Below are 16,010 nucleotides of genomic sequence, written 5' to 3'. Positions count from 1 at the left end.
AGTGGTGGATCGCTGTCACCACGTCATCCACACCTTATAGACATGGCAACGCGACCTTCCGGTTGCATGATGCCCCCCTCGGCATCGCTCCATGAACGGGTCCCCTACTCCCGTCCTGGCGGCAACCGGTTCTCCTGCCCCCCAACTGCCGCGAATCCGCAGCATCTTGAAAAACCAGATAACCAGGGTTCTACGGCGTTCATCATGATCGCAAGATGCGAAACGCGGTGTTTACCGGTCATACGCGTTCATTGTGACGCGTGTGGGGACTCTGTGGAGCCGTTGTGGACAGACGGGCGCGGATATTGCCGAAGTGCTCTCTTATGGCCTCCTCCGCCCGCATCGAGTCGCCGGACCGGACCGCGTCGAGGATCTCCCAGTGCTGACGGCAGGTGACCTTCGGGTCCTGCGGCTCGCCCCCGAGGTCCGTACGGACGCGGTGGAAGGCGTCCCAGAACGCCTCCAGGACCTCGCACAGCAGTGCGTTGTCCAGCCCTCGGTAGAGGGTGGCGTGGAAGGCCCGGTCGGTCTCGGCGAGGCCGGCTCCGCGCGCGGCCTCCTCTTCCATACGGTCGACGAGCGCGTCCAGTTCAACGAGGTCCGTGTCCGGTATCCGCCCCGCGAGCCGCGAGACGAGCCCCGTCTCCACCGCCTCACGCAGTTCGAGCAGCTGGAGCAGGGAGTCCTCGCCCCGGTAGTGCCCGGCGACCGTGCGGAAGGCGAGGCCCTCGATCATCGGCGCGAGCGACATCGGGCCGACGTAGGTCCCGAACCCGTGCCGGATCTCCACGATGCCCATCGCCTGGAGCGCCTTCAGCGCCTCACGCACCGAGTTCCGGCTCGCGCCGAGGTACTCCATCAGCTCCGGCTCGGTCGGCAGCGGGGCCCCGGAGGCCAGCCGGCGGTCGAGGATGAGCTTCTTGATCCGCTCTTGTAGGTCACGCGCTGCCATGGCGAGAGGGTATCCGGCCAATCGAGCGGGGCACCGGGTTCCGGCCAAGGAGGGAAGGGCCTCAGGGAGGGAAGGGCCTCAGGGATGGAAGGGCCTCCAGGAATACAAGAAAGCCCCCCGCTTCCGCGAGGAGCATTCTGGTCGGTGCGACTGTGCCCCGGCGGGCTTCTCTTCCCCGGCTCACCGCGATGCCGAGGGAAGGGGGTGTGGGTGGCGGAGCCCCCACGGCGCGCGGTGAAGCCGCGCAGAAAAGACGGTGGCGGCTTGTGTTCGCGCTTTCTGCGAACACAAGCCGCCACCGGCATCGTGCGCCGCCAGGGACTCGAACCCCGGACCCGCTGATTAAGAGTCAGCTGCTCTAACCAACTGAGCTAGCGGCGCGCGCTGACGGCGTAACTCTACAGGACGCCAGGACGTGCTCCGGACCACCGGACGGGACCCGGGGTGGCCCCGGAGAGGGCCGTCGGTTACATCATTCGGACCGTCAGCATGCGAGTCCGGAAGACAGTTGAGAAACTGACGGCGCGCGCTCGGGGCTGCACCGGCGCCGTCATTTTCCGCCGGAACTGTGAGGGGAATCGCATGAAGTCGCCGGTATTCGAGGAATTCGACCCCGGGGGCGACTGCGACTGCCCCGGCTGCGTCCACTGGCGCCGTGTCCTGCCGCGTTCCCCGGCCGGCCGCACCACCACCCATCCGGCCGCGCACCGGGCTCTCGCCCTGGCCGCAGTGGCCGCCGCCGCGCTCGGCGCGGGCCACGCCGTACCCGCCGCGGCCGCCCCGCAGGCACCCCACCGATCGGGTGTCTTCGCAGATGAAGACCCCGAGACTCCCCAGGGCGACACGGCCCCGCTGCACGGCTCGGACGGCCGTCAGGGCAAGCCCTCCGATTCCGTCGAGCCCGCCGCCATCACCCGTACGGAGATCATGGAACGGGCCAAGACCTGGGTCGCCGCCAAAGTGCCATACAACATGAACGCGTACTGGTCCGATGGTTACCGGCAGGACTGCTCGGGCTATGTATCCATGGCCTGGAAGCTGCCCGGAAACGAATGGACGGGCAGCCTCGCCCAATTCGGTGAACGGATTTCCAAGGAGGAACTCCAGCCGGGCGACATTCTGCTGTTCCACAATCCGGCCAACCCGGAGAGCGGCTCGCACGTCGTCATTTTCGGCGGCTGGACGAACGCCAGGCACACCGCCTACACGGCCTACGAACAGGCCCGCCCGCACACCCGCCGGCAGACCACCCCGTACGCCTACACGAGCGACTCCGACCGGTACGTCCCCTACCGCTACAAGGGCGTCACCGCACAGGAGGAGCCCGGCTCGGCCAAGGACCGGCAGGAGGAGCCGGCTCCGGCGAAGGACAGGGGGCTGCCGGGCGCACCCGCGGCCACGCCGTACCCGGGAGCGACGTATTTCGGCCCCGGTGCGAACAACAAGTACGTCACGCAGCTCGGCCGCATGCTCGTCGCGCGCGGGGCCGGCGCCTCGTACCCCTCGGAGCCGGGGCCGCGCTGGACGGACGACCACCGGCGGGCGACCCGGGCCTTCCAGCGGGCCCAGGGCTGGAAGGGCGCGGACGCCGACGGGCTGCCCGGCCCGCGCACCTGGGAGCTGCTGGTCTCGGGGAAGGGCAAGGACGTCACCGCGGCGGAGGCCGGGCCGCCGCCCTCCTCCCACGGTGTCCCCGGCTACCCGGGGCGGGCGATGTTCCGGCCCGGTGCGAGCAACCCGTATGTCGCCCAGTTGGGGAAGCAGCTGGTGCGGAAGGGGTTCGGCAGGTTCTACCCGGACCGGCCGGGGCCGCGCTGGGGCGAGTCGGACCGGCGCGCCGTCGAGGCCTTCCAGCGCACCCAGGGCTGGCGGGGCGGGGCGGCGGACGGCTTCCCCGGCCCGGAGACCTGGCGGCGGCTGTTCTCGTAGCACTCCCGGCACGGGGCCCATCCGTTGTGACGCATCTGGCGCGGAGGCTGGAGGCACGCATGACCACGACCACTTCCCACACGTCCGAGCCCGACGGACCGGCCGAGGGGCCGGCCAGGACCGCCCGGCTCATCCAGAACGAGTCGACCACCGAGATCCCCGTCCATCTGCTGTTCCGCGACGACCCCGGCCCGGCGCCGGTGGCGCTGAGGCCGGCGGTCGTCGGCCGTCGGCAGGGCACGGGGGAACAGCCGCGGCTCAGGCGTTCGGCCGCTCTGACGCCGCGTCCGGTGCCGGAGGCCGACCCCGACCTGGTGGAGCGGACCGCGCGGGTCCTGCCCGGTGCGGCGGGCGTGCTGGCCGGGGCGTGCGGGGCGGCCGGGTGCGTGGCCACCTCCTGGTGGGCCGGGGTGCTGCCGCCGCTCGCGGTGGAGGCGCTGCGGCTGCCCGCCCACGCCGGGGCCGGGCTCGGTCCCGCGCAGTGGGCGGCGTACGCGGGAGCCGGGGCGCTCGCACTGTTCGGGTTCGGCGGGCTGGCCCGGGGGAGGACCGGGCGGGCCTGGGTGCTGGATCTGTTCGGCCGCTACCGGGGGACCGTCCGGCGCTCCGGCCTGCTGTGGGTCAACCCGCTGCTGCTGCGCCGCCGGGTGGACGTACGGCTGCGGCACTGGCGCAGCGAGCCGGTGCCCGCGACCGACGCGCAAGGGGTCGCGCTGCGGGTGGTCGTCCTGCTGGTGTGGCGGGTGCGGGACACCGCGCGGGCCACGCTGGGCGTCGAGGATCACGAGGCGTACCTGCGCGAGTGCGTCGAGGCGGCGCTGGCCCGGGTGCCGGTGGTGATGCCGGGCGGCTCGAAGGGAGCCGGTGAGGCGGCGGCCGAGGTGCTGACCCGGCTGGTGTCGGCGGAGGTGGCCCCGGTCGGCCTGGAGGTGTTCTCGGTGCAGCCGCTCCGGGCGGAGTACGACCCCGAGGTCGCCGCCGCGCTGCACCGCCGCCGGATCGCGGCGCTGGACGCCCGGCACCGGGCGAGTGTGCTCACCTCGGTCGTGGACTCGGTGGAGGACACGGTGACCCGGCTGACCATGCGGGGGCTGGTCGAACTCGATGACTACGAGCGCAAGGCGCTGGTGAAGGACCTGACGGTGGCGTTCTGCGCGGGGCGCGGAGAAACCGGCCCGTGATTGGTATGGACATGTTCAGTTCACGTCCCTACATTCAGACTTGGTCTAGACCTACCTGCACAGCTCACTGAACATCCCCCACGTTCTCCAGGAGCGGCAGCATGCGCACAAGGACCAAGTTGTCCGCAGCCGCGGTGGGACTGGCCACGACCGGAGCCCTCGTGCTCTCCTCCGGCGGCGCCAGCGGCCACGGCTACACCGACCTCCCCATCAGCAGGCAGAAGCTCTGCCAGAACGGCACCGTGACCAACTGCGGCTCCATCCAGTGGGAGCCGCAGAGTGTCGAGGGCCCCAAGGGCTTCCCGGCGTCCGGTCCGGCCGACGGGCAGATCTGCAACGCCGGCCTCGGCCACTTCGGCCAGCTCAGCGCACCGCGCACCCCGTCCGGGGGCGCCTGGCCCGCCACGAAGGTGACGGGCGGCCAGAATTACGCGTTCCGCTGGCAGTTCACGGCCATGCACGCCACGACCGACTTCCGGTACTACGTCACCAAGCCCGGCTGGAACCAGAACCACAACCTGGCCCGGTCCGACCTCAACCTCACGCCGTTCTTCACGGTCCCGTACAACGGCCAGCGGCCACCGTCGACGCTCTCCCACAGCGGCAGGCTGCCGTCCGGGCTGAGCGGCCGTCACGTCATCGTCGCGGTATGGACGATCGCCGACACGGCCAACGCTTTCTACGCCTGCTCGGACGTCACCTTCTGAACCGTCCCGGGAGCCTTCTGAGGTTCTCTTGAGTCGCCGGTGCGGCCGGGGTGGGTGTTCCTCCCACGCCGGCCGATCGGGGGCGGCGCATCGTCCTCGTGCGGCGCCGGCTGCAGATCCGGGGCGGCCGTGACCCTCCACATCTGACTACACGTCAGCTACCGTGCCCGCCCATGGACTCCAGGGCGGCGTCGGCGGGTACGGTCGCGGAACTCATCGCCGGTGGGTGGGGAGACCACCGGCCGGGGCTGCGGTACGAGGACCGGGTACTGACCCGTCACGAGTTGGCGTCGGGTGCCGCGGCCCGGGCCGCGCTGCTGTCCGACCTCCTGCCGACCGGCGCCGAACCCCACCTCGGAGCGCTGCTCGACAACACCCCGGAGTTCCCGCTCTGGCTGGGTGCGGCGGCCCTGGCCGGGGCGGCGGTCGCCGGTGTCAACCCCACCCGCCGCGGTGCCGAACTGGCCCGCGACATCCTGCACACCGAGTGCCGCGTCCTGGTCACCGAGCGGGCTCATCTGCCGTTGCTCCGGGGCCTGGACCTGCCCGGGGTGCGCCTGCTGGTGACGGACACGGCGGACTACGCCGACCTCCTGTCCCCTTACACGGACGCCCGGCCGGACCCGTCCCGCGCGACCCCGTCCGACCGCTTCCTGCTCTACTTCACCTCCGGCTCCACCGGCGCGCCCAAGGCCGCGCTCTGCTCCCAGGGCCGCCTGGCGGCCGCCGGCCGCTCCCTGGCCGGACAGTTCTCCCTGGGCCCGGACGACGTGCACTACCTCTGCATGCCGCTGTTCCACGGCAACGCGGTGATCGCCGACTGGGCGCCGGCGCTGGTCACCGGGGCGGCCGTGGCGCTGCGCCGCCGCTTCTCGGCGTCCCGCTTCCTGCCGGACGTACGCCGCTACGGGGCGACGTACTTCACCTACGTCGGCCGGGCCATCCAGTACGTCCTGGCCACCGCCCCGCACCCCGGGGACCGTGACAACCCCCTGCGCCTCGGCTTCGGCACGGAGGCGGGCGCGGTGGACGCGGCGGCCTTCGAGCGGCGGTTCGGGGTGCGGCTGGTCGAGGGGTACGGCTCGTCGGAGGGCGGGGCGGCCGTGCAATGGTCGCCGGGCACTCCGGCGGGAGCGGTCGGCCGGGCGACGCCCGGGCTGGTGGTCCTGGACCCGGCGACGGGCCGGGAGTGCCCGCCGGCCCGCTTCGACGCGGCGGGCAGGCTGCTCAACGGGGAAGAGGCGATCGGCGAACTGGTCAACCAGGGACCCAGCCCCTTCGAGGGCTACTGGCGCAACCCGGCGGCGGAGGCGGAGCGCCGCAAGGGAGGCTGGTACTGGACGGGTGACCTCTTCTGCCGCGACACCGACGGCTACCTCCACTTCGCCGGGCGCACCGACGACCGCCTCCGCGTCGACGGCGAGAACCTGGCCGCCGCGATGATCGAGAACATCCTCGCCCGCTACGAGGGGGCGGCGGCGGTCTGTGTGTACGCGGTGCCGGACCCGGTGACCGGCGACCAGGTGATGGCGACGATCGCGGGCAGCTTCGACCCGCTGTCCTTCGCGGAGTTCCTGCTCGCCCAGCCCGACCTGGGGACGAAGATGACCCCCCGGTTCGTCCGGGTGACGGACCGCATGCCGGTCACGGCCACGAACAAGATCCACCGGGCTTCGTTACGCGGGGAGGGCTTCCGGTGCGCCGATCCGGTGTGGTGGCGACCGCCGGGGAAGGCCACGTACCGCAGGCTGACCGGGGAGGACCTCGAACACGCCGAAGGGCCTCTCGCTCCCACGAGAGGCCCTTCACCGGTGCGCCGCCAGGGACTCGAACCCCGGACCCGCTGATTAAGAGTCAGCTGCTCTAACCAACTGAGCTAGCGGCGCATGACTCGCGCCGACCGGTGGAACCGTGTTCCGCGGTGGGCGACGGGAAAATACTACCCGGTCTCCGGCGTGCTCCTGACCACCTCGTGGCTGCATGATCCGGACGACCGGGCCTAGATCGCCATGGACAGCAGGACCGGTGCCGCGTTGCGGTTGAGGGCGTCCGCGGCCTGGCGCAGGCGGTGGGCGTGCTCGACCGGGAGGGACAGGGCCAGGCAGCCGACGGAGGAGCCGGCCGTGATGGGGACGGCCGCGCAGACCGTGCCGACCGCGTACTCCTGGAGGTCCAGGACGGGCACGGTGGCGGGCTGGGCCTCCAGGCGGGAGAGCAGCAGGCGGTCGCTGGTGATGGTGCGCGAGGTGAGGCGGGCCATCTTGTGCCGGGCGAGGTGGTCGCGGCGGCCGGCGTGGTCGAGCTGGGTCAGCAGGCTCTTGCCTATCGCGGTGGCGTGGGCCGAGGAGCGGAAGTCGACCCACTCGTTGACCTTGGGCGTGGCCGGGCTGTCGGCGTACTGGGTGATGCTGATCTCGCCGTCGACGTAGCGGCTCATGTAGACGGCGGCGCCGACGGAGTCGCGCAGCCGGTCGAGGGTGTGCTGGAGCTTGTCGCGCAGGGCCTGCTCGCGATGGCGGGTGGAGCCGAGGCGGGCCAGGGCCTCGCCGGTGACGTACGCGCCGTCGGCGATCTGCTCGACGTAGCCCTCGCGGCGCAGCATGCGCAGCAGCGTGGTGAGCCGCTCCGGTCCGATGCCGGTACGCCGGGCGAGCTCGGTGTCGGTGACGCCGGAACTGTTTCGCGCCACCGTCTCCAGGACGCGCAGGGCTTCCTGGGCCGAGTGGTACGGGGTGGTCGGCTCGTGCTTCAGCGCCACGGTGGTCTCCCCCTGCGCTTGCTGTTGGGCCGTAATCCGGACAGCGAATCACCTCCACGATAACCGGCAAAGGGGTTGTGGAGGGCGGGGGTTGACAAAGATTCCGGGCCCCCGGGCCGGGGCATTGACCCGCTGGCATATGCCAGGAGCATGCCCCGGTCCGAGGGCCCGGTGTCGGCCCTGTTCACGGGCCGTAGTCAGAGAACTGCGCTGAGGAACTCCCTCGTGCGGTCCAGCTCCGGGTCGCTGAAGATCTTCTCCGGCGGACCCGACTCGATGACCCGGCCCGAGTCGAACATCAGTACCTGGTCGGAGATGTCCCGGGCGAAATTCATCTCGTGGGTCACACAGAGCATGGTGATGTCCGTGCTGCGGGCGATGTCCCGCAGCAGGTCCAGCACGCCCGCGACCAGCTCGGGGTCGAGCGCGGAGGTCACCTCGTCCAGCAGCAGCACCTGGGGCTGCATCGCCAGCGCCCGGGCGATCGCCACGCGCTGCTGCTGGCCGCCGGAGAGCTGGGCGGGGTGGGCGTCGCACTTGTCGGACAGGCCCACCATGTCCAGCAGGCCCTTGGCCCGCTCCACCGCCTCGTCCTTCGACATGCCGAGGACGGTGACCGGCGCCTCGGTGAGGTTGCGCAGCACGGTCATGTTCGGGAACAGGTTGAACTGCTGGAACACCATCCCGATCTTCTTGCGGACCTCGCGCACCTCCTTGTCGGAGGCGGGGAACAGCTTCTGCCCGTCGACCGTGATCGTGCCCTCGTCGGGCTTGAGCAGGGTCATCAGCAGCCGCAGGATCGTGGTCTTGCCGGAGCCGGACGGCCCGATCAGGGTGACGTGCTTGCCGGCGTCGACCGAGAAGTCCAGGTGGTCCAGAACGGTGTTCTGGCCGAACCGCTTGGTGACCTGTTCCAGCCGGATCAGCTCGCCGGTGCTCTTGGCGGGGTTCTCCTCGGGATTGGTCCCGGGGTTGGGGAGAGTGTCAGTGGGCAAGGCGTCGCTCCAGGGCTCGCAGGGCAAGGGAGGCCAGGTAGGAAATGACGATGAAGGCCGCGCCGATCACCGTGAGGGGCTCGGTGAACTGGAAGTGCTCCTGCGAGAACAGGCGCGCGTGGCCGAGCATCTCCAGGACTGTGATCGCCATCAGCATCGGCGTGTCCTTGAGCATCGCGATGACGTAGTTGCCGAGCGCGGGGACCACCCGGCGCACCGCCTGCGGAAGGATCACCGCGGTCCACGTCCGCCGCAGCGGCAGGTTCAGCGCCGTCGCCGCCTCCCACTGGCCGACCGGCACGGCCTCGATACCGGCCCGGTAGACCTGCATCGTGTACGTCGAGTAGTGCAGCCCGATCGCGAAGACGCCGGTGGTCAGCGCCGAGAAGGTCAGGCCCCACTCGGGCAGCACGTAGAAGAGGAAGAACAGCTGCACCAGCAGCGGGGTGTTGCGGACGAACTCCGTCACCGCCCCGACCGGCCAGGTCACCCAACGCGAGGGCGCCCGCATCAGCAGCGCCCACACCAGGCCCAGCGCGAACGAGATCAGTGAGCCGAACAGCAGGATCTGGAGGGTGACCAGCAGGCCCTTCCAGAAGTCCGGCATGAAGTCGGAGACCGCGCTCCAGTCCCAGTTCATCGGACCCCCTCCACCACGACCGGCTCAGGCGCCCGGGTCTTGCTGTCGGGCTTCTTCCCGACCCCGGCCTTGAGCTTCTTCTCCAGTCCGCGCATGACCCGGGTGAGCAGGAAGGCGATGACGAAGTAGATGAGCAGGATGTACGTGTAGATCTCCGCGCTCTCCTGCAGAGCGAGGCGCACCAGGTTCGCGCTGAACGTCAGGTCGCCCATGCCCGTGATCGACACCAGCGCGGTGCCCTTGAGCAGCTCGATCAGCAGGTTCGAGAACGGCGGGATCATCTCCGGCACCGCCTGCGGCAGCAGGATCAGCCGCATGCGCTGCCAGGGCGTGAAGCTGAGCGCGATGCCACCCTCCTGCTGCGCCGGGTCGACCGAGCTCAGCGCGCCGCGCACGATCTCCGCGCCGTACGCGCCGTAGGTCAGCCCGAGCGCGAGCGTGCCCGCCCACAGCGGCACCAGCTGCCAGCCGAAGGCGACCGGCAGCACGAAGAACACCCAGAAGATCATGACCAGGGCGGAGGTGCCGCGGAACACCTCGGTGTAGAAGCCCGCGAGGAAGCGGACGATCTTCAGTCGGTGGCTGCGCGCGACGCCGACCACGAAGGAGACGGCCGCGCCCAGCAGGGCGCTGCAGACGAGCAGCTGGAGGGTGGTCCACACACCCTTGAGTACGAGTTCCCAGAGTCCCGAGGTCATCCGCCGCACAGCTCCTTCGCGGTCAGATCCGTCATCTCGGCCTTCGTGAAACCGAAGGGCTTCAGGATCCGGAAGAGTTCGCCGCTCTTCTTGAGCTTGCGCAGCTCGACGTTGAAGGCGTCCCGCAGGTTCGTCTCGGTCGGCCGGAACGCGAAGGCGCCTCCGTCGACGTGCGGCTTGCCGCCCACGAGCGGCGCGAACGGCTTGGTCGCCTCCGCCTTGGCCGACTTCTTCACCACCTCGCGGGCGGTGAGCGCCGTACCGGCGAAGACGTCCACCCGTCCCGCCTCGACCGCGTTCATGCCCGCGACCTGGTCCGGGACGATGAGGATGTCGCTCTCCTTGTACCCCGCCTCGACGGCGTACTGGATCTCGGCGTAGCCCGTCCCGGTGGCGAACTTCGCCTTCTTCGCGACGACGTCCTTGTAGTTGTGCAGCCCCTTGGGGTTGCCCTTGCGCACGATGAACGCGTCGAGCATCTGGTAGTCCGGGTCGGAGAAGATGACCTGCTCGCAGCGCTCGGGGTTGACGTACATACCGGCCGCGACGACGTCGAACTGCTGGGAGTTCAGGCCCGGGATGAGCGAGCCGAACTCGGTCGGCACGGGCTGCACCCGGTCGACGCCGAGACGCTTGAAGATCACCTTGGCCAGCTCCGGTGCCTCACCGGTCAGCTCGCCGTTCGTGTCGATGAACCCGAACGGGATCTCACCGGCGATGCCGAGACGGACGACGCCCGCGGCCCGGAGCCGTTCGAGGAGATCACCGCCCTCGACGTCCGAGGCGGTGGCGACCCGGCTGCATCCGGAGGCGCCCAGCGCGCCGAGCGCCGCCACCCCCGCGAGCAGCGATCGGCGTGTGGGACCGGACACGGCCCCGGACCTGGTCCGGGATATGGGTTCCGGAATTCTGAGGGGGCTTCTCTGTGGTGGAGCCATGGGCGCGCGGCTACCCGACCGCACCTGAGTTATGCCGATCTTTTCAAGCCCCGCACTCCGCCGACGCGCCCTTGACCGCGGGGCCGAGGGGCACTCCCATGGAGGCATGGCTGATCGCTACATCGAACTCTCGCTGGTCAAGCGTGACGTGACCTGCACGGCCAAGCTGCTGGACGACCGCGCGCCGATCACCTGCGCGGCCGTCTGGGATGCCCTTCCACTGGCCGGGGACGTCTACCACGCAAAGTACGCACGAAATGAGATCTACGCTCTTTTCCCACCATTCGCCGAAACCGAGCCACCCCTGGAAAATCCGACTATCACTCCCATCCCCGGCGATCTGTGTTATTTCACCTTCGCCGGGGCGGAGTTGGGCACCAAGTCCTACGGCTACGACCGCGAGGTCCGCGCCGGGACCACGCTGGTCGACCTGGCCCTGTTCTACGAACGCAACAACCTGCTGCTGAACGGCGATGTCGGCTGGGTCCCCGGCATCGTCTGGGGCCAGGTCGTCGACGGCCTGGAGAACATGGCCGAGGCGTGCAACGACCTGTGGAGGTCGGGAGCGGCGGGGGAGACGCTCAGCTTCCGGAGGGCCTGACCCGGCCGGCGGACGCCACGCCGGCCTCGTACAGCGCGTGGGCCGCCCGCAGCACCAGATCGTCCCGGTGCCGGGCGGCCACGAGCTGCAGACCGATCGGCAGACCGTCCCCGTCGGCGCCGACCGGCACGCTCGCCGCGGGCTGCTGCGTCATGTTGAACGGGTACGTGAACGGCGTCCAGCCCGTCCAGCGCCGGTGGCCTGATCCCTTCGGTACCTCGGCGCCCGCCTCGAACGCCGTGATCGGCAGGGTCGGGGTGAGAAGCAGGTCGTAGGTGTCGTGGAAGCGGCCCATCCGGCGGCCCAGGTCCATCCGGACGTCCACCGCCGCCAGATAGTCCAGCGCCGAGGCGCGGGCGCCCTGCGCGCAGATCTCCCGCAGGCCAGGGTCCAGCAACTCCCGCTGGTGCGGTCCCAGATGCTCGGTGACCCGGGCCGCCCCGCTGAACCACAGGGTGTGGAAGGCCTCCACCGGGTCGGTGAGATCCGGGTCGGTCTCCGTGACGTACGCGCCGAGCTCCGCCAGCCGCTCCACCGCCCGCCGCACCGCCCTGGCGACCTCCGGACGCACCGCCACCTGCCCGCCCAGCGACGGCGAGTACGCCACGCGCAGCCCGCGCACCCCGCCCGTCAGGCCCTCCGTGTACGCACCAGGCGGCGGGGCGAGCGCCGACCAGTCGCGCGAGTCCGGATGGCCGATCACATCCATCAGCAGCGCCGAGTCCGCCGCGTCCCGGGTCATCGGCCCGACGTGCGCCAGCGTGCCGAACGCGCTCGCCGGGTAGAGCGGCACCCGCCCGTACGTCGGCTTCAGCGCGAAGATCCCGCAGAACGACGCCGGGATCCGCACACTGCCGCCGCCGTCCGTGCCCAGCGACAGCGGTCCCGCGCCGAGCGCCACGGCCGCCGCGCTGCCACCGCTCGACCCGCCCGCGGTGCGCGAGGGGTCGTACGGGTTGCGGGTCACGCCGCTGAGCGGCGAGTCCGTCACGCCCTTCCAACCGAACTCGGGGGTCGTCGTCTTGCCGATGAAGACCGCCCCGTGCTCCCGCAGCCGCGCCACGGACGGGGCGTCCTCGTCCCAGCGCCCCGCCGGATCCACCGCCTTCGACCCGCGCAGGGTCGGCGCGCCGCGCTGCAGCAGGATGTCCTTCACCGTGACGGGCACCCCGTCCAGCAGCCCCCGCGGCTCACCGCGCCGCCATCGCTCCTCCGACTCCCGGGCCCGGGCCAGCGCGTCCTCGGCGGTCAGCCGGACGAAGGCGTTCACCTCCGGCTGGATCGCCTCGGCCCGCTCCAGCGCCGCCCGGGTCGCCTCCACGGGACTCCACTCGCCCTTGCGGTACCCGGCGAGGAGCCGTACGGCGGTCAGGTCGGTGAGCTCGGTCATTCACCCTCCCAAGGAACGTCAGTGACCAGGTACGTACCCACGCTGCTTGTCGACCACGTTCCTCAGTGGCTCCCCGCTCGCCCAGAGGTCGTACAGGTCCACGAACTGGGCGCCGAGTTCGTCCCGCCAGCCGACGATGTCGCCGCTCATGTGCGGGGACACGATCAGGCCCGGCAGCTGCCACAACGGGCTGTCGGGAGTCAGGGGTTCGGCCTCGAAGACATCCAGTGCCGCGCCCGCGATCCAGTGCTTGGTGAGGGCGTCGGCGAGCGCGTCCTCGACGACCAGCTGGCCCCGGCCGATGTTGACGAACCGGGCGGACGGCTGCATCACACCGAAGCGGCGGGCGTCGAACATGCCCTGCGTCTGCTCCGTGAGCGGTGCCGCCGCGATCACCCAGTCGGCGCGCGCCAGCAGCCGGTCCAGGTCCTCCGGGCCGTGCACGCCGGTGCGCGGGGCGCGGCCCACGAGCGCGGTCGTGATGTCCAGCGCCCCGAGCGTGCGGGCGATCGCCCGGCCGATCGGCCCCGAGCCGACCACGACGGCCTTGCCCCCGGCGACCTTGTGCGACTCGCGGTGCCGCCAGGTCCGCTCCCGCTGCAACTCCAGCGTGCGCGGCAGGTCCTTGGCCATCGCCAGCACGAGCGCGGCGACGTACTCGGCGATCGGCTGGTCGAAGATGCCGCGCGCGTTCGTCACCACCGTGTCGGAGGCGGCGAGTTCCGGACACATCAGATGGTCCACACCGGCGCTCGCCGTATGCACCCAGCGTGGCCGCGGACCCTCGCCCGGCCAGGCGTCCCGCACGGCGCGCGAGGTGAAGTCCCACACCAGCAACGCGTCCGCGCGCGGCAGGCGCTCGGCGAGACCCTCCGCGTCAGTGTGTTCGATACGGGCGCGACCGGTGAGCCGGCCGAGGCGGGGCAGCGGTTCGGCGTCCAGGACGAGGAGGGTGGGAGTGGGCATGAGCAGCCGTTTCTCCAGCCGTGCGGCGGAACAGGCCGGGTTTTGAGCGCCGGCCGGTGACGACGAGTTAACCCGGTGTTGACCAAGGAGTGATCCAGGCGGATTGACCACGCTCGCACCCGAACCTACCGTCGTCAACACGGGCGTTCCCACGATCCGTTGCACACTACTTGCCCAGCGTGAGGCCGGTGCCTGCCATGGACGTCTCATTTCTCGGCGGGCCCAGCCCGCAGCGCGGGGTCGGCGTCGTCGCCCCCTTCGACTTCGCACTCGACCGCGAGCTGTGGCGCTGGGTGCCGGACGAGGTCTCCCTGCACATGACACGAACACCGTTCGTGCCGGTCGAGGTGAGCCTCGATCTCGCCCGCCTGGTCAGCGAGCACGAGACGCTGAGCGAGGCGGTCCGCACCATCAACGCGATCGCCCCCGAGGTCATCGCCTACGCCTGTACGTCGGGCAGCTTCGTCGGCGGAGTCATGGGCGAGCGCGCGATGTGCGAGGCGATGAGCCGGGCCGGTGCCGTACCGGCGATCACCACCTCGGGCGGGCTGCTGGAGGCCCTGGTGGAGCTGGACGTACGACGGGTGGCGCTGGTGACGCCGTACACGGTGTCGGTGACCCAGTCGCTGGAGGCGTACGTCGCCCAGGCCGGCGTCACCATCTCCGGGTGCGCCTTCATGGGCCTGACCCGGCACATCTGGAAGGTCCCCTACCGGGAGGTGGTGGACATGGCGCGGGAGGCCGTACGCGGCGACGCCGACGCCCTCTTCATCAGCTGTACCAACCTGCCCACGTACGACGTGATCCCCCAGCTGGAGGCCGAGCTGCGGATCCCGGTGATCTCGGCCAACCAAGTGACGATGTGGGCTGCGCTGCGCCGGCTGGGTACCCGTGCGGTGGGACCGTATCAAGCGCTGATCAATCCGGAGGCGCGTGCCGGTCTGGTATCGCCGGGGGTCGACCCCGGCCCTGTAGTGCAGGAAGAAGAGAAGCAGCAGGAAGGCTGGACATGACAGCACTGGGATTTCTCTACCCGGGACACTCCGCCGAGGACGACTATCCGCGCATCGAGCAGTTGCTGGGCAGCGACATCCGGGTGGACCTGGTGCACACCGATATCGGTGAGGACGCGCACCGGGTGGACGCGCTGCTGGAGATGGGCTCCGCGGGGCGGCTCGCGGCGGGTGTCCAGGAGCTGCGGCACGCGGGCGCGGAGGCCGTCGTGTGGGCCTGCACGAGCGGCAGCTTCGTCTACGGCTGGGACGGCGCCCAGGAGCAGGTCCGCTCCCTGGCGCAGACGGCCGGCATGCCCGCCTCCTCGACGTCGTTCGCCTTCGCGCACGCGGTCAAGGAGCTGGGGGCGCGGCGGGTCGCGATCGGCGCGACGTACCCGGACGACGTGGCCCAGCTCTTCGCCCGGTTCCTTCGGTCGGACGGTGTCGAGGTCGTGTCGGTCAACAGCTCCGGCATCATCACGGCCGCCGAGGTCGGCACCTGGGGCGAGGCGGAACTCCTCGCTCTGGCCCGGAACTCCGATCACCCCGACGCCGAGGCCCTCCTCCTCCCCGACACGGCCCTGCACACGGCCGCGCACATCCCGGCCCTGGAGAAGGAACTCGGCAAGCCGATCCTCACCGCCAACCAGGTCACGGTCTGGGAGTGCCTGCGCCTGGCGGACCGGCGGGTGAACGCGCCGGAGCTGGGCGCGCTGTTCACGAGGGAGCCGATCGTCCAGGCGTGAGAGCCGGCCCCCCCCTGTCCGGCGACCACGCCGGGCAGGGGGGCCGGAATCGGTCCCACCCCTTCGTACGGGCATATTTGGGCACAACGGAGTAAATGGGTCGCAAGAAAGTGAGGAACGTTCACCTCCGGTGTGCTGTACGCCACTTGAGTTGACCGAAAGCGCGTTCCCCTTCTGCTGTCCACCCCGTGCACACTGGCCACGTCCGCAGCCAGTCGTGCCGTGAAGGACGTCCTGATGGCCGAAACGAGCCCGCTCAGATCCCCCGTAAGCGCTGTCCAGCTCTCCGGCCGCCTGCTGTGCTGGAGCCTGGCCGTGGCCATGATCGCCGCCGCGCTGGACGCCGTACTCGATCCGCACACCCGCTGGTGGGGTGTCGTGTGGTCCCTGCCCTGGTGGCTGGCCGGTGCGGCCGGCCTCGCATGGGTGGTGCTGCGAGCCTGCGAAAAGGCCGCCCGGCGACCTCCGTGCGACGGGGTGCGGAGCGACTGGGAGCAGGCCGCCTGACGGCCGC

16 protein-coding genes and 2 tRNA genes are annotated in these 16,010 nt (G+C 70.7%); 8 read left to right on the top strand and 10 right to left on the bottom strand.

The features are described 5' to 3' along the window. Positions 1 to 238 precede the first annotated feature (238 nt). Complete coding sequence (locus ACQEV8_RS16315; protein ID WP_432960811.1) at positions 239 to 952, bottom strand: FadR/GntR family transcriptional regulator; 714 nt, start codon at positions 950 to 952, stop codon at positions 239 to 241. Between the two features lie 307 nt (positions 953 to 1,259). Next, a tRNA-Lys gene (locus ACQEV8_RS16310) sits at positions 1,260 to 1,333 on the bottom strand. A 201-nt stretch (positions 1,334 to 1,534) separates the two neighbouring features. On the opposite strand from ACQEV8_RS16310, the gene ACQEV8_RS16305 reads away from it, so the two are divergent. The 4 genes from ACQEV8_RS16305 (at position 1,535) to ACQEV8_RS16290 (ending at position 6,616) form a co-directional block, all read left to right on the top strand. Continuing rightward, entirely contained in the window at positions 1,535 to 2,881 is a 1,347-nt protein-coding gene (locus tag ACQEV8_RS16305; RefSeq protein WP_432960809.1) for a peptidoglycan-binding protein, read from the top strand. Positions 2,882 to 2,940: 59 nt separating this feature from the next. Next, a complete protein-coding gene (locus ACQEV8_RS16300) occupies positions 2,941 to 4,062 on the top strand; it encodes an SPFH domain-containing protein (RefSeq protein ID WP_432960807.1) in 1,122 nt (373 codons plus the stop codon). Between the two features lie 101 nt (positions 4,063 to 4,163). Then, positions 4,164 to 4,769 carry a lytic polysaccharide monooxygenase auxiliary activity family 9 protein gene (locus tag ACQEV8_RS16295; RefSeq protein WP_432960805.1) on the top strand — a complete coding sequence of 202 codons (606 nt, stop codon included), beginning with the start codon at positions 4,164 to 4,166 and terminating at the stop codon, positions 4,767 to 4,769. A 173-nt stretch (positions 4,770 to 4,942) separates the two neighbouring features. Further along, positions 4,943 to 6,616 carry a long-chain-fatty-acid--CoA ligase gene (locus ACQEV8_RS16290; RefSeq protein WP_432960803.1) on the top strand — a complete coding sequence of 558 codons (1,674 nt, stop codon included), beginning with the start codon at positions 4,943 to 4,945 and terminating at the stop codon, positions 6,614 to 6,616. Here the strand turns inward: ACQEV8_RS16290 and ACQEV8_RS16285 are convergent. From ACQEV8_RS16285 to ehuB, 6 genes are all read right to left on the bottom strand, one after another. Beyond that, positions 6,582 to 6,655: transfer RNA gene (locus ACQEV8_RS16285), tRNA-Lys, on the bottom strand. The two genes, ACQEV8_RS16290 and ACQEV8_RS16285, sit on opposite strands and share 35 nt — an antisense overlap. A gap of 113 nt (positions 6,656 to 6,768) precedes the next feature. Then, a complete protein-coding gene (locus tag ACQEV8_RS16280; protein WP_432960801.1) occupies positions 6,769 to 7,527 on the bottom strand; it encodes an IclR family transcriptional regulator in 759 nt (252 codons plus the stop codon). Between the two features lie 197 nt (positions 7,528 to 7,724). After that, positions 7,725 to 8,522, bottom strand: coding sequence for an ectoine/hydroxyectoine ABC transporter ATP-binding protein EhuA (gene ehuA, locus ACQEV8_RS16275; protein ID WP_432960799.1), 798 nt, complete (start codon positions 8,520 to 8,522; stop codon positions 7,725 to 7,727). Next, positions 8,512 to 9,162, bottom strand: a complete 651-nt coding sequence (gene ehuD / locus ACQEV8_RS16270; RefSeq protein WP_432960797.1) for an ectoine/hydroxyectoine ABC transporter permease subunit EhuD — start codon at positions 9,160 to 9,162, stop codon at positions 8,512 to 8,514. Before ehuD ends, ehuA begins: the two co-directional genes overlap by 11 nt. Further along, complete coding sequence (ehuC, locus tag ACQEV8_RS16265; protein WP_432960795.1) at positions 9,159 to 9,860, bottom strand: ectoine/hydroxyectoine ABC transporter permease subunit EhuC; 702 nt, start codon at positions 9,858 to 9,860, stop codon at positions 9,159 to 9,161. Before ehuC ends, ehuD begins: the two co-directional genes overlap by 4 nt. Then, on the bottom strand, positions 9,857 to 10,798 hold the full coding sequence (gene ehuB, locus ACQEV8_RS16260) for an ectoine/hydroxyectoine ABC transporter substrate-binding protein EhuB (protein ID WP_432960793.1): 942 nt from the start codon (positions 10,796 to 10,798) through the stop codon (positions 9,857 to 9,859). Before ehuB ends, ehuC begins: the two co-directional genes overlap by 4 nt. A gap of 106 nt (positions 10,799 to 10,904) precedes the next feature. On the opposite strand from ehuB, the gene ACQEV8_RS16255 reads away from it, so the two are divergent. Next, positions 10,905 to 11,399 (top strand): DUF3830 family protein, encoded by a 495-nt coding sequence (locus tag ACQEV8_RS16255; RefSeq protein ID WP_432960791.1) that lies wholly within the window; start codon positions 10,905 to 10,907, stop codon positions 11,397 to 11,399. On the opposite strand, the gene ACQEV8_RS16250 is transcribed toward ACQEV8_RS16255, so the two are convergent. After that, positions 11,380 to 12,789 (bottom strand): amidase, encoded by a 1,410-nt coding sequence (locus ACQEV8_RS16250; RefSeq protein ID WP_432960789.1) that lies wholly within the window; start codon positions 12,787 to 12,789, stop codon positions 11,380 to 11,382. The genes ACQEV8_RS16255 and ACQEV8_RS16250 overlap by 20 nt on opposite strands. Before the next feature lie 18 nt (positions 12,790 to 12,807). After that, on the bottom strand, positions 12,808 to 13,755 hold the full coding sequence (locus tag ACQEV8_RS16245; RefSeq protein WP_432960787.1) for a D-2-hydroxyacid dehydrogenase: 948 nt from the start codon (positions 13,753 to 13,755) through the stop codon (positions 12,808 to 12,810). 197 nt (positions 13,756 to 13,952) lie between these two features. Here ACQEV8_RS16245 and ACQEV8_RS16240 point away from each other — a divergent pair, with 197 nt between their 5' ends. The 3 genes from ACQEV8_RS16240 to ACQEV8_RS16230 all read left to right on the top strand — a co-directional run bounded on the left by ACQEV8_RS16240 (position 13,953) and on the right by ACQEV8_RS16230 (position 16,003). Next, entirely contained in the window at positions 13,953 to 14,768 is an 816-nt protein-coding gene (locus ACQEV8_RS16240) for a maleate cis-trans isomerase family protein (RefSeq protein ID WP_432960785.1), read from the top strand. Next, complete coding sequence (locus ACQEV8_RS16235) at positions 14,765 to 15,496, top strand: maleate cis-trans isomerase family protein (RefSeq protein WP_391097782.1); 732 nt, start codon at positions 14,765 to 14,767, stop codon at positions 15,494 to 15,496. The genes ACQEV8_RS16240 and ACQEV8_RS16235 overlap by 4 nt, the downstream gene beginning before the upstream one ends. A 237-nt stretch (positions 15,497 to 15,733) precedes the next feature. Continuing rightward, entirely contained in the window at positions 15,734 to 16,003 is a 270-nt protein-coding gene (locus ACQEV8_RS16230; RefSeq protein WP_432960783.1) for a hypothetical protein, read from the top strand. Positions 16,004 to 16,010: the final 7 nt, after the last annotated feature.

Source organism: Streptomyces sp. CA-179760, from assembly GCF_050937045.1.
Taxonomy (GTDB): Bacteria; Actinomycetota; Actinomycetes; order Streptomycetales; family Streptomycetaceae; genus Streptomyces.
This window is presented reverse-complemented; position numbering and strand designations above follow the sequence as displayed.

Bases quoted from the DNA above. Each gene is read 5' to 3' on its own strand.
- ACQEV8_RS16300 (WP_432960807.1), top strand. From the start codon at position 2,941: ATGACCACGACCACTTCCCACACGTCCGAGCCCGACGGACCGGCCGAG.
- ACQEV8_RS16245 (WP_432960787.1), bottom strand. From the start codon at position 13,755: ATGCCCACTCCCACCCTCCTCGTCCTGGACGCCGAACCGCTGCCCCGC.
- ehuC (WP_432960795.1), bottom strand. From the start codon at position 9,860: ATGACCTCGGGACTCTGGGAACTCGTACTCAAGGGTGTGTGGACCACC.
- ACQEV8_RS16315 (WP_432960811.1), bottom strand. From the start codon at position 952: ATGGCAGCGCGTGACCTACAAGAGCGGATCAAGAAGCTCATCCTCGAC.
- ACQEV8_RS16230 (WP_432960783.1), top strand. From the start codon at position 15,734: ATGGCCGAAACGAGCCCGCTCAGATCCCCCGTAAGCGCTGTCCAGCTC.
- ACQEV8_RS16295 (WP_432960805.1), top strand. From the start codon at position 4,164: ATGCGCACAAGGACCAAGTTGTCCGCAGCCGCGGTGGGACTGGCCACG.
- ACQEV8_RS16305 (WP_432960809.1), top strand. From the start codon at position 1,535: ATGAAGTCGCCGGTATTCGAGGAATTCGACCCCGGGGGCGACTGCGAC.
- ehuB (WP_432960793.1), bottom strand. From the start codon at position 10,798: ATGGCTCCACCACAGAGAAGCCCCCTCAGAATTCCGGAACCCATATCC.
- ehuD (WP_432960797.1), bottom strand. From the start codon at position 9,162: ATGAACTGGGACTGGAGCGCGGTCTCCGACTTCATGCCGGACTTCTGG.
- ACQEV8_RS16255 (WP_432960791.1), top strand. From the start codon at position 10,905: ATGGCTGATCGCTACATCGAACTCTCGCTGGTCAAGCGTGACGTGACC.
- ACQEV8_RS16240 (WP_432960785.1), top strand. From the start codon at position 13,953: ATGGACGTCTCATTTCTCGGCGGGCCCAGCCCGCAGCGCGGGGTCGGC.
- ACQEV8_RS16290 (WP_432960803.1), top strand. From the start codon at position 4,943: ATGGACTCCAGGGCGGCGTCGGCGGGTACGGTCGCGGAACTCATCGCC.
- ACQEV8_RS16235 (WP_391097782.1), top strand. From the start codon at position 14,765: ATGACAGCACTGGGATTTCTCTACCCGGGACACTCCGCCGAGGACGAC.
- ACQEV8_RS16250 (WP_432960789.1), bottom strand. From the start codon at position 12,789: ATGACCGAGCTCACCGACCTGACCGCCGTACGGCTCCTCGCCGGGTAC.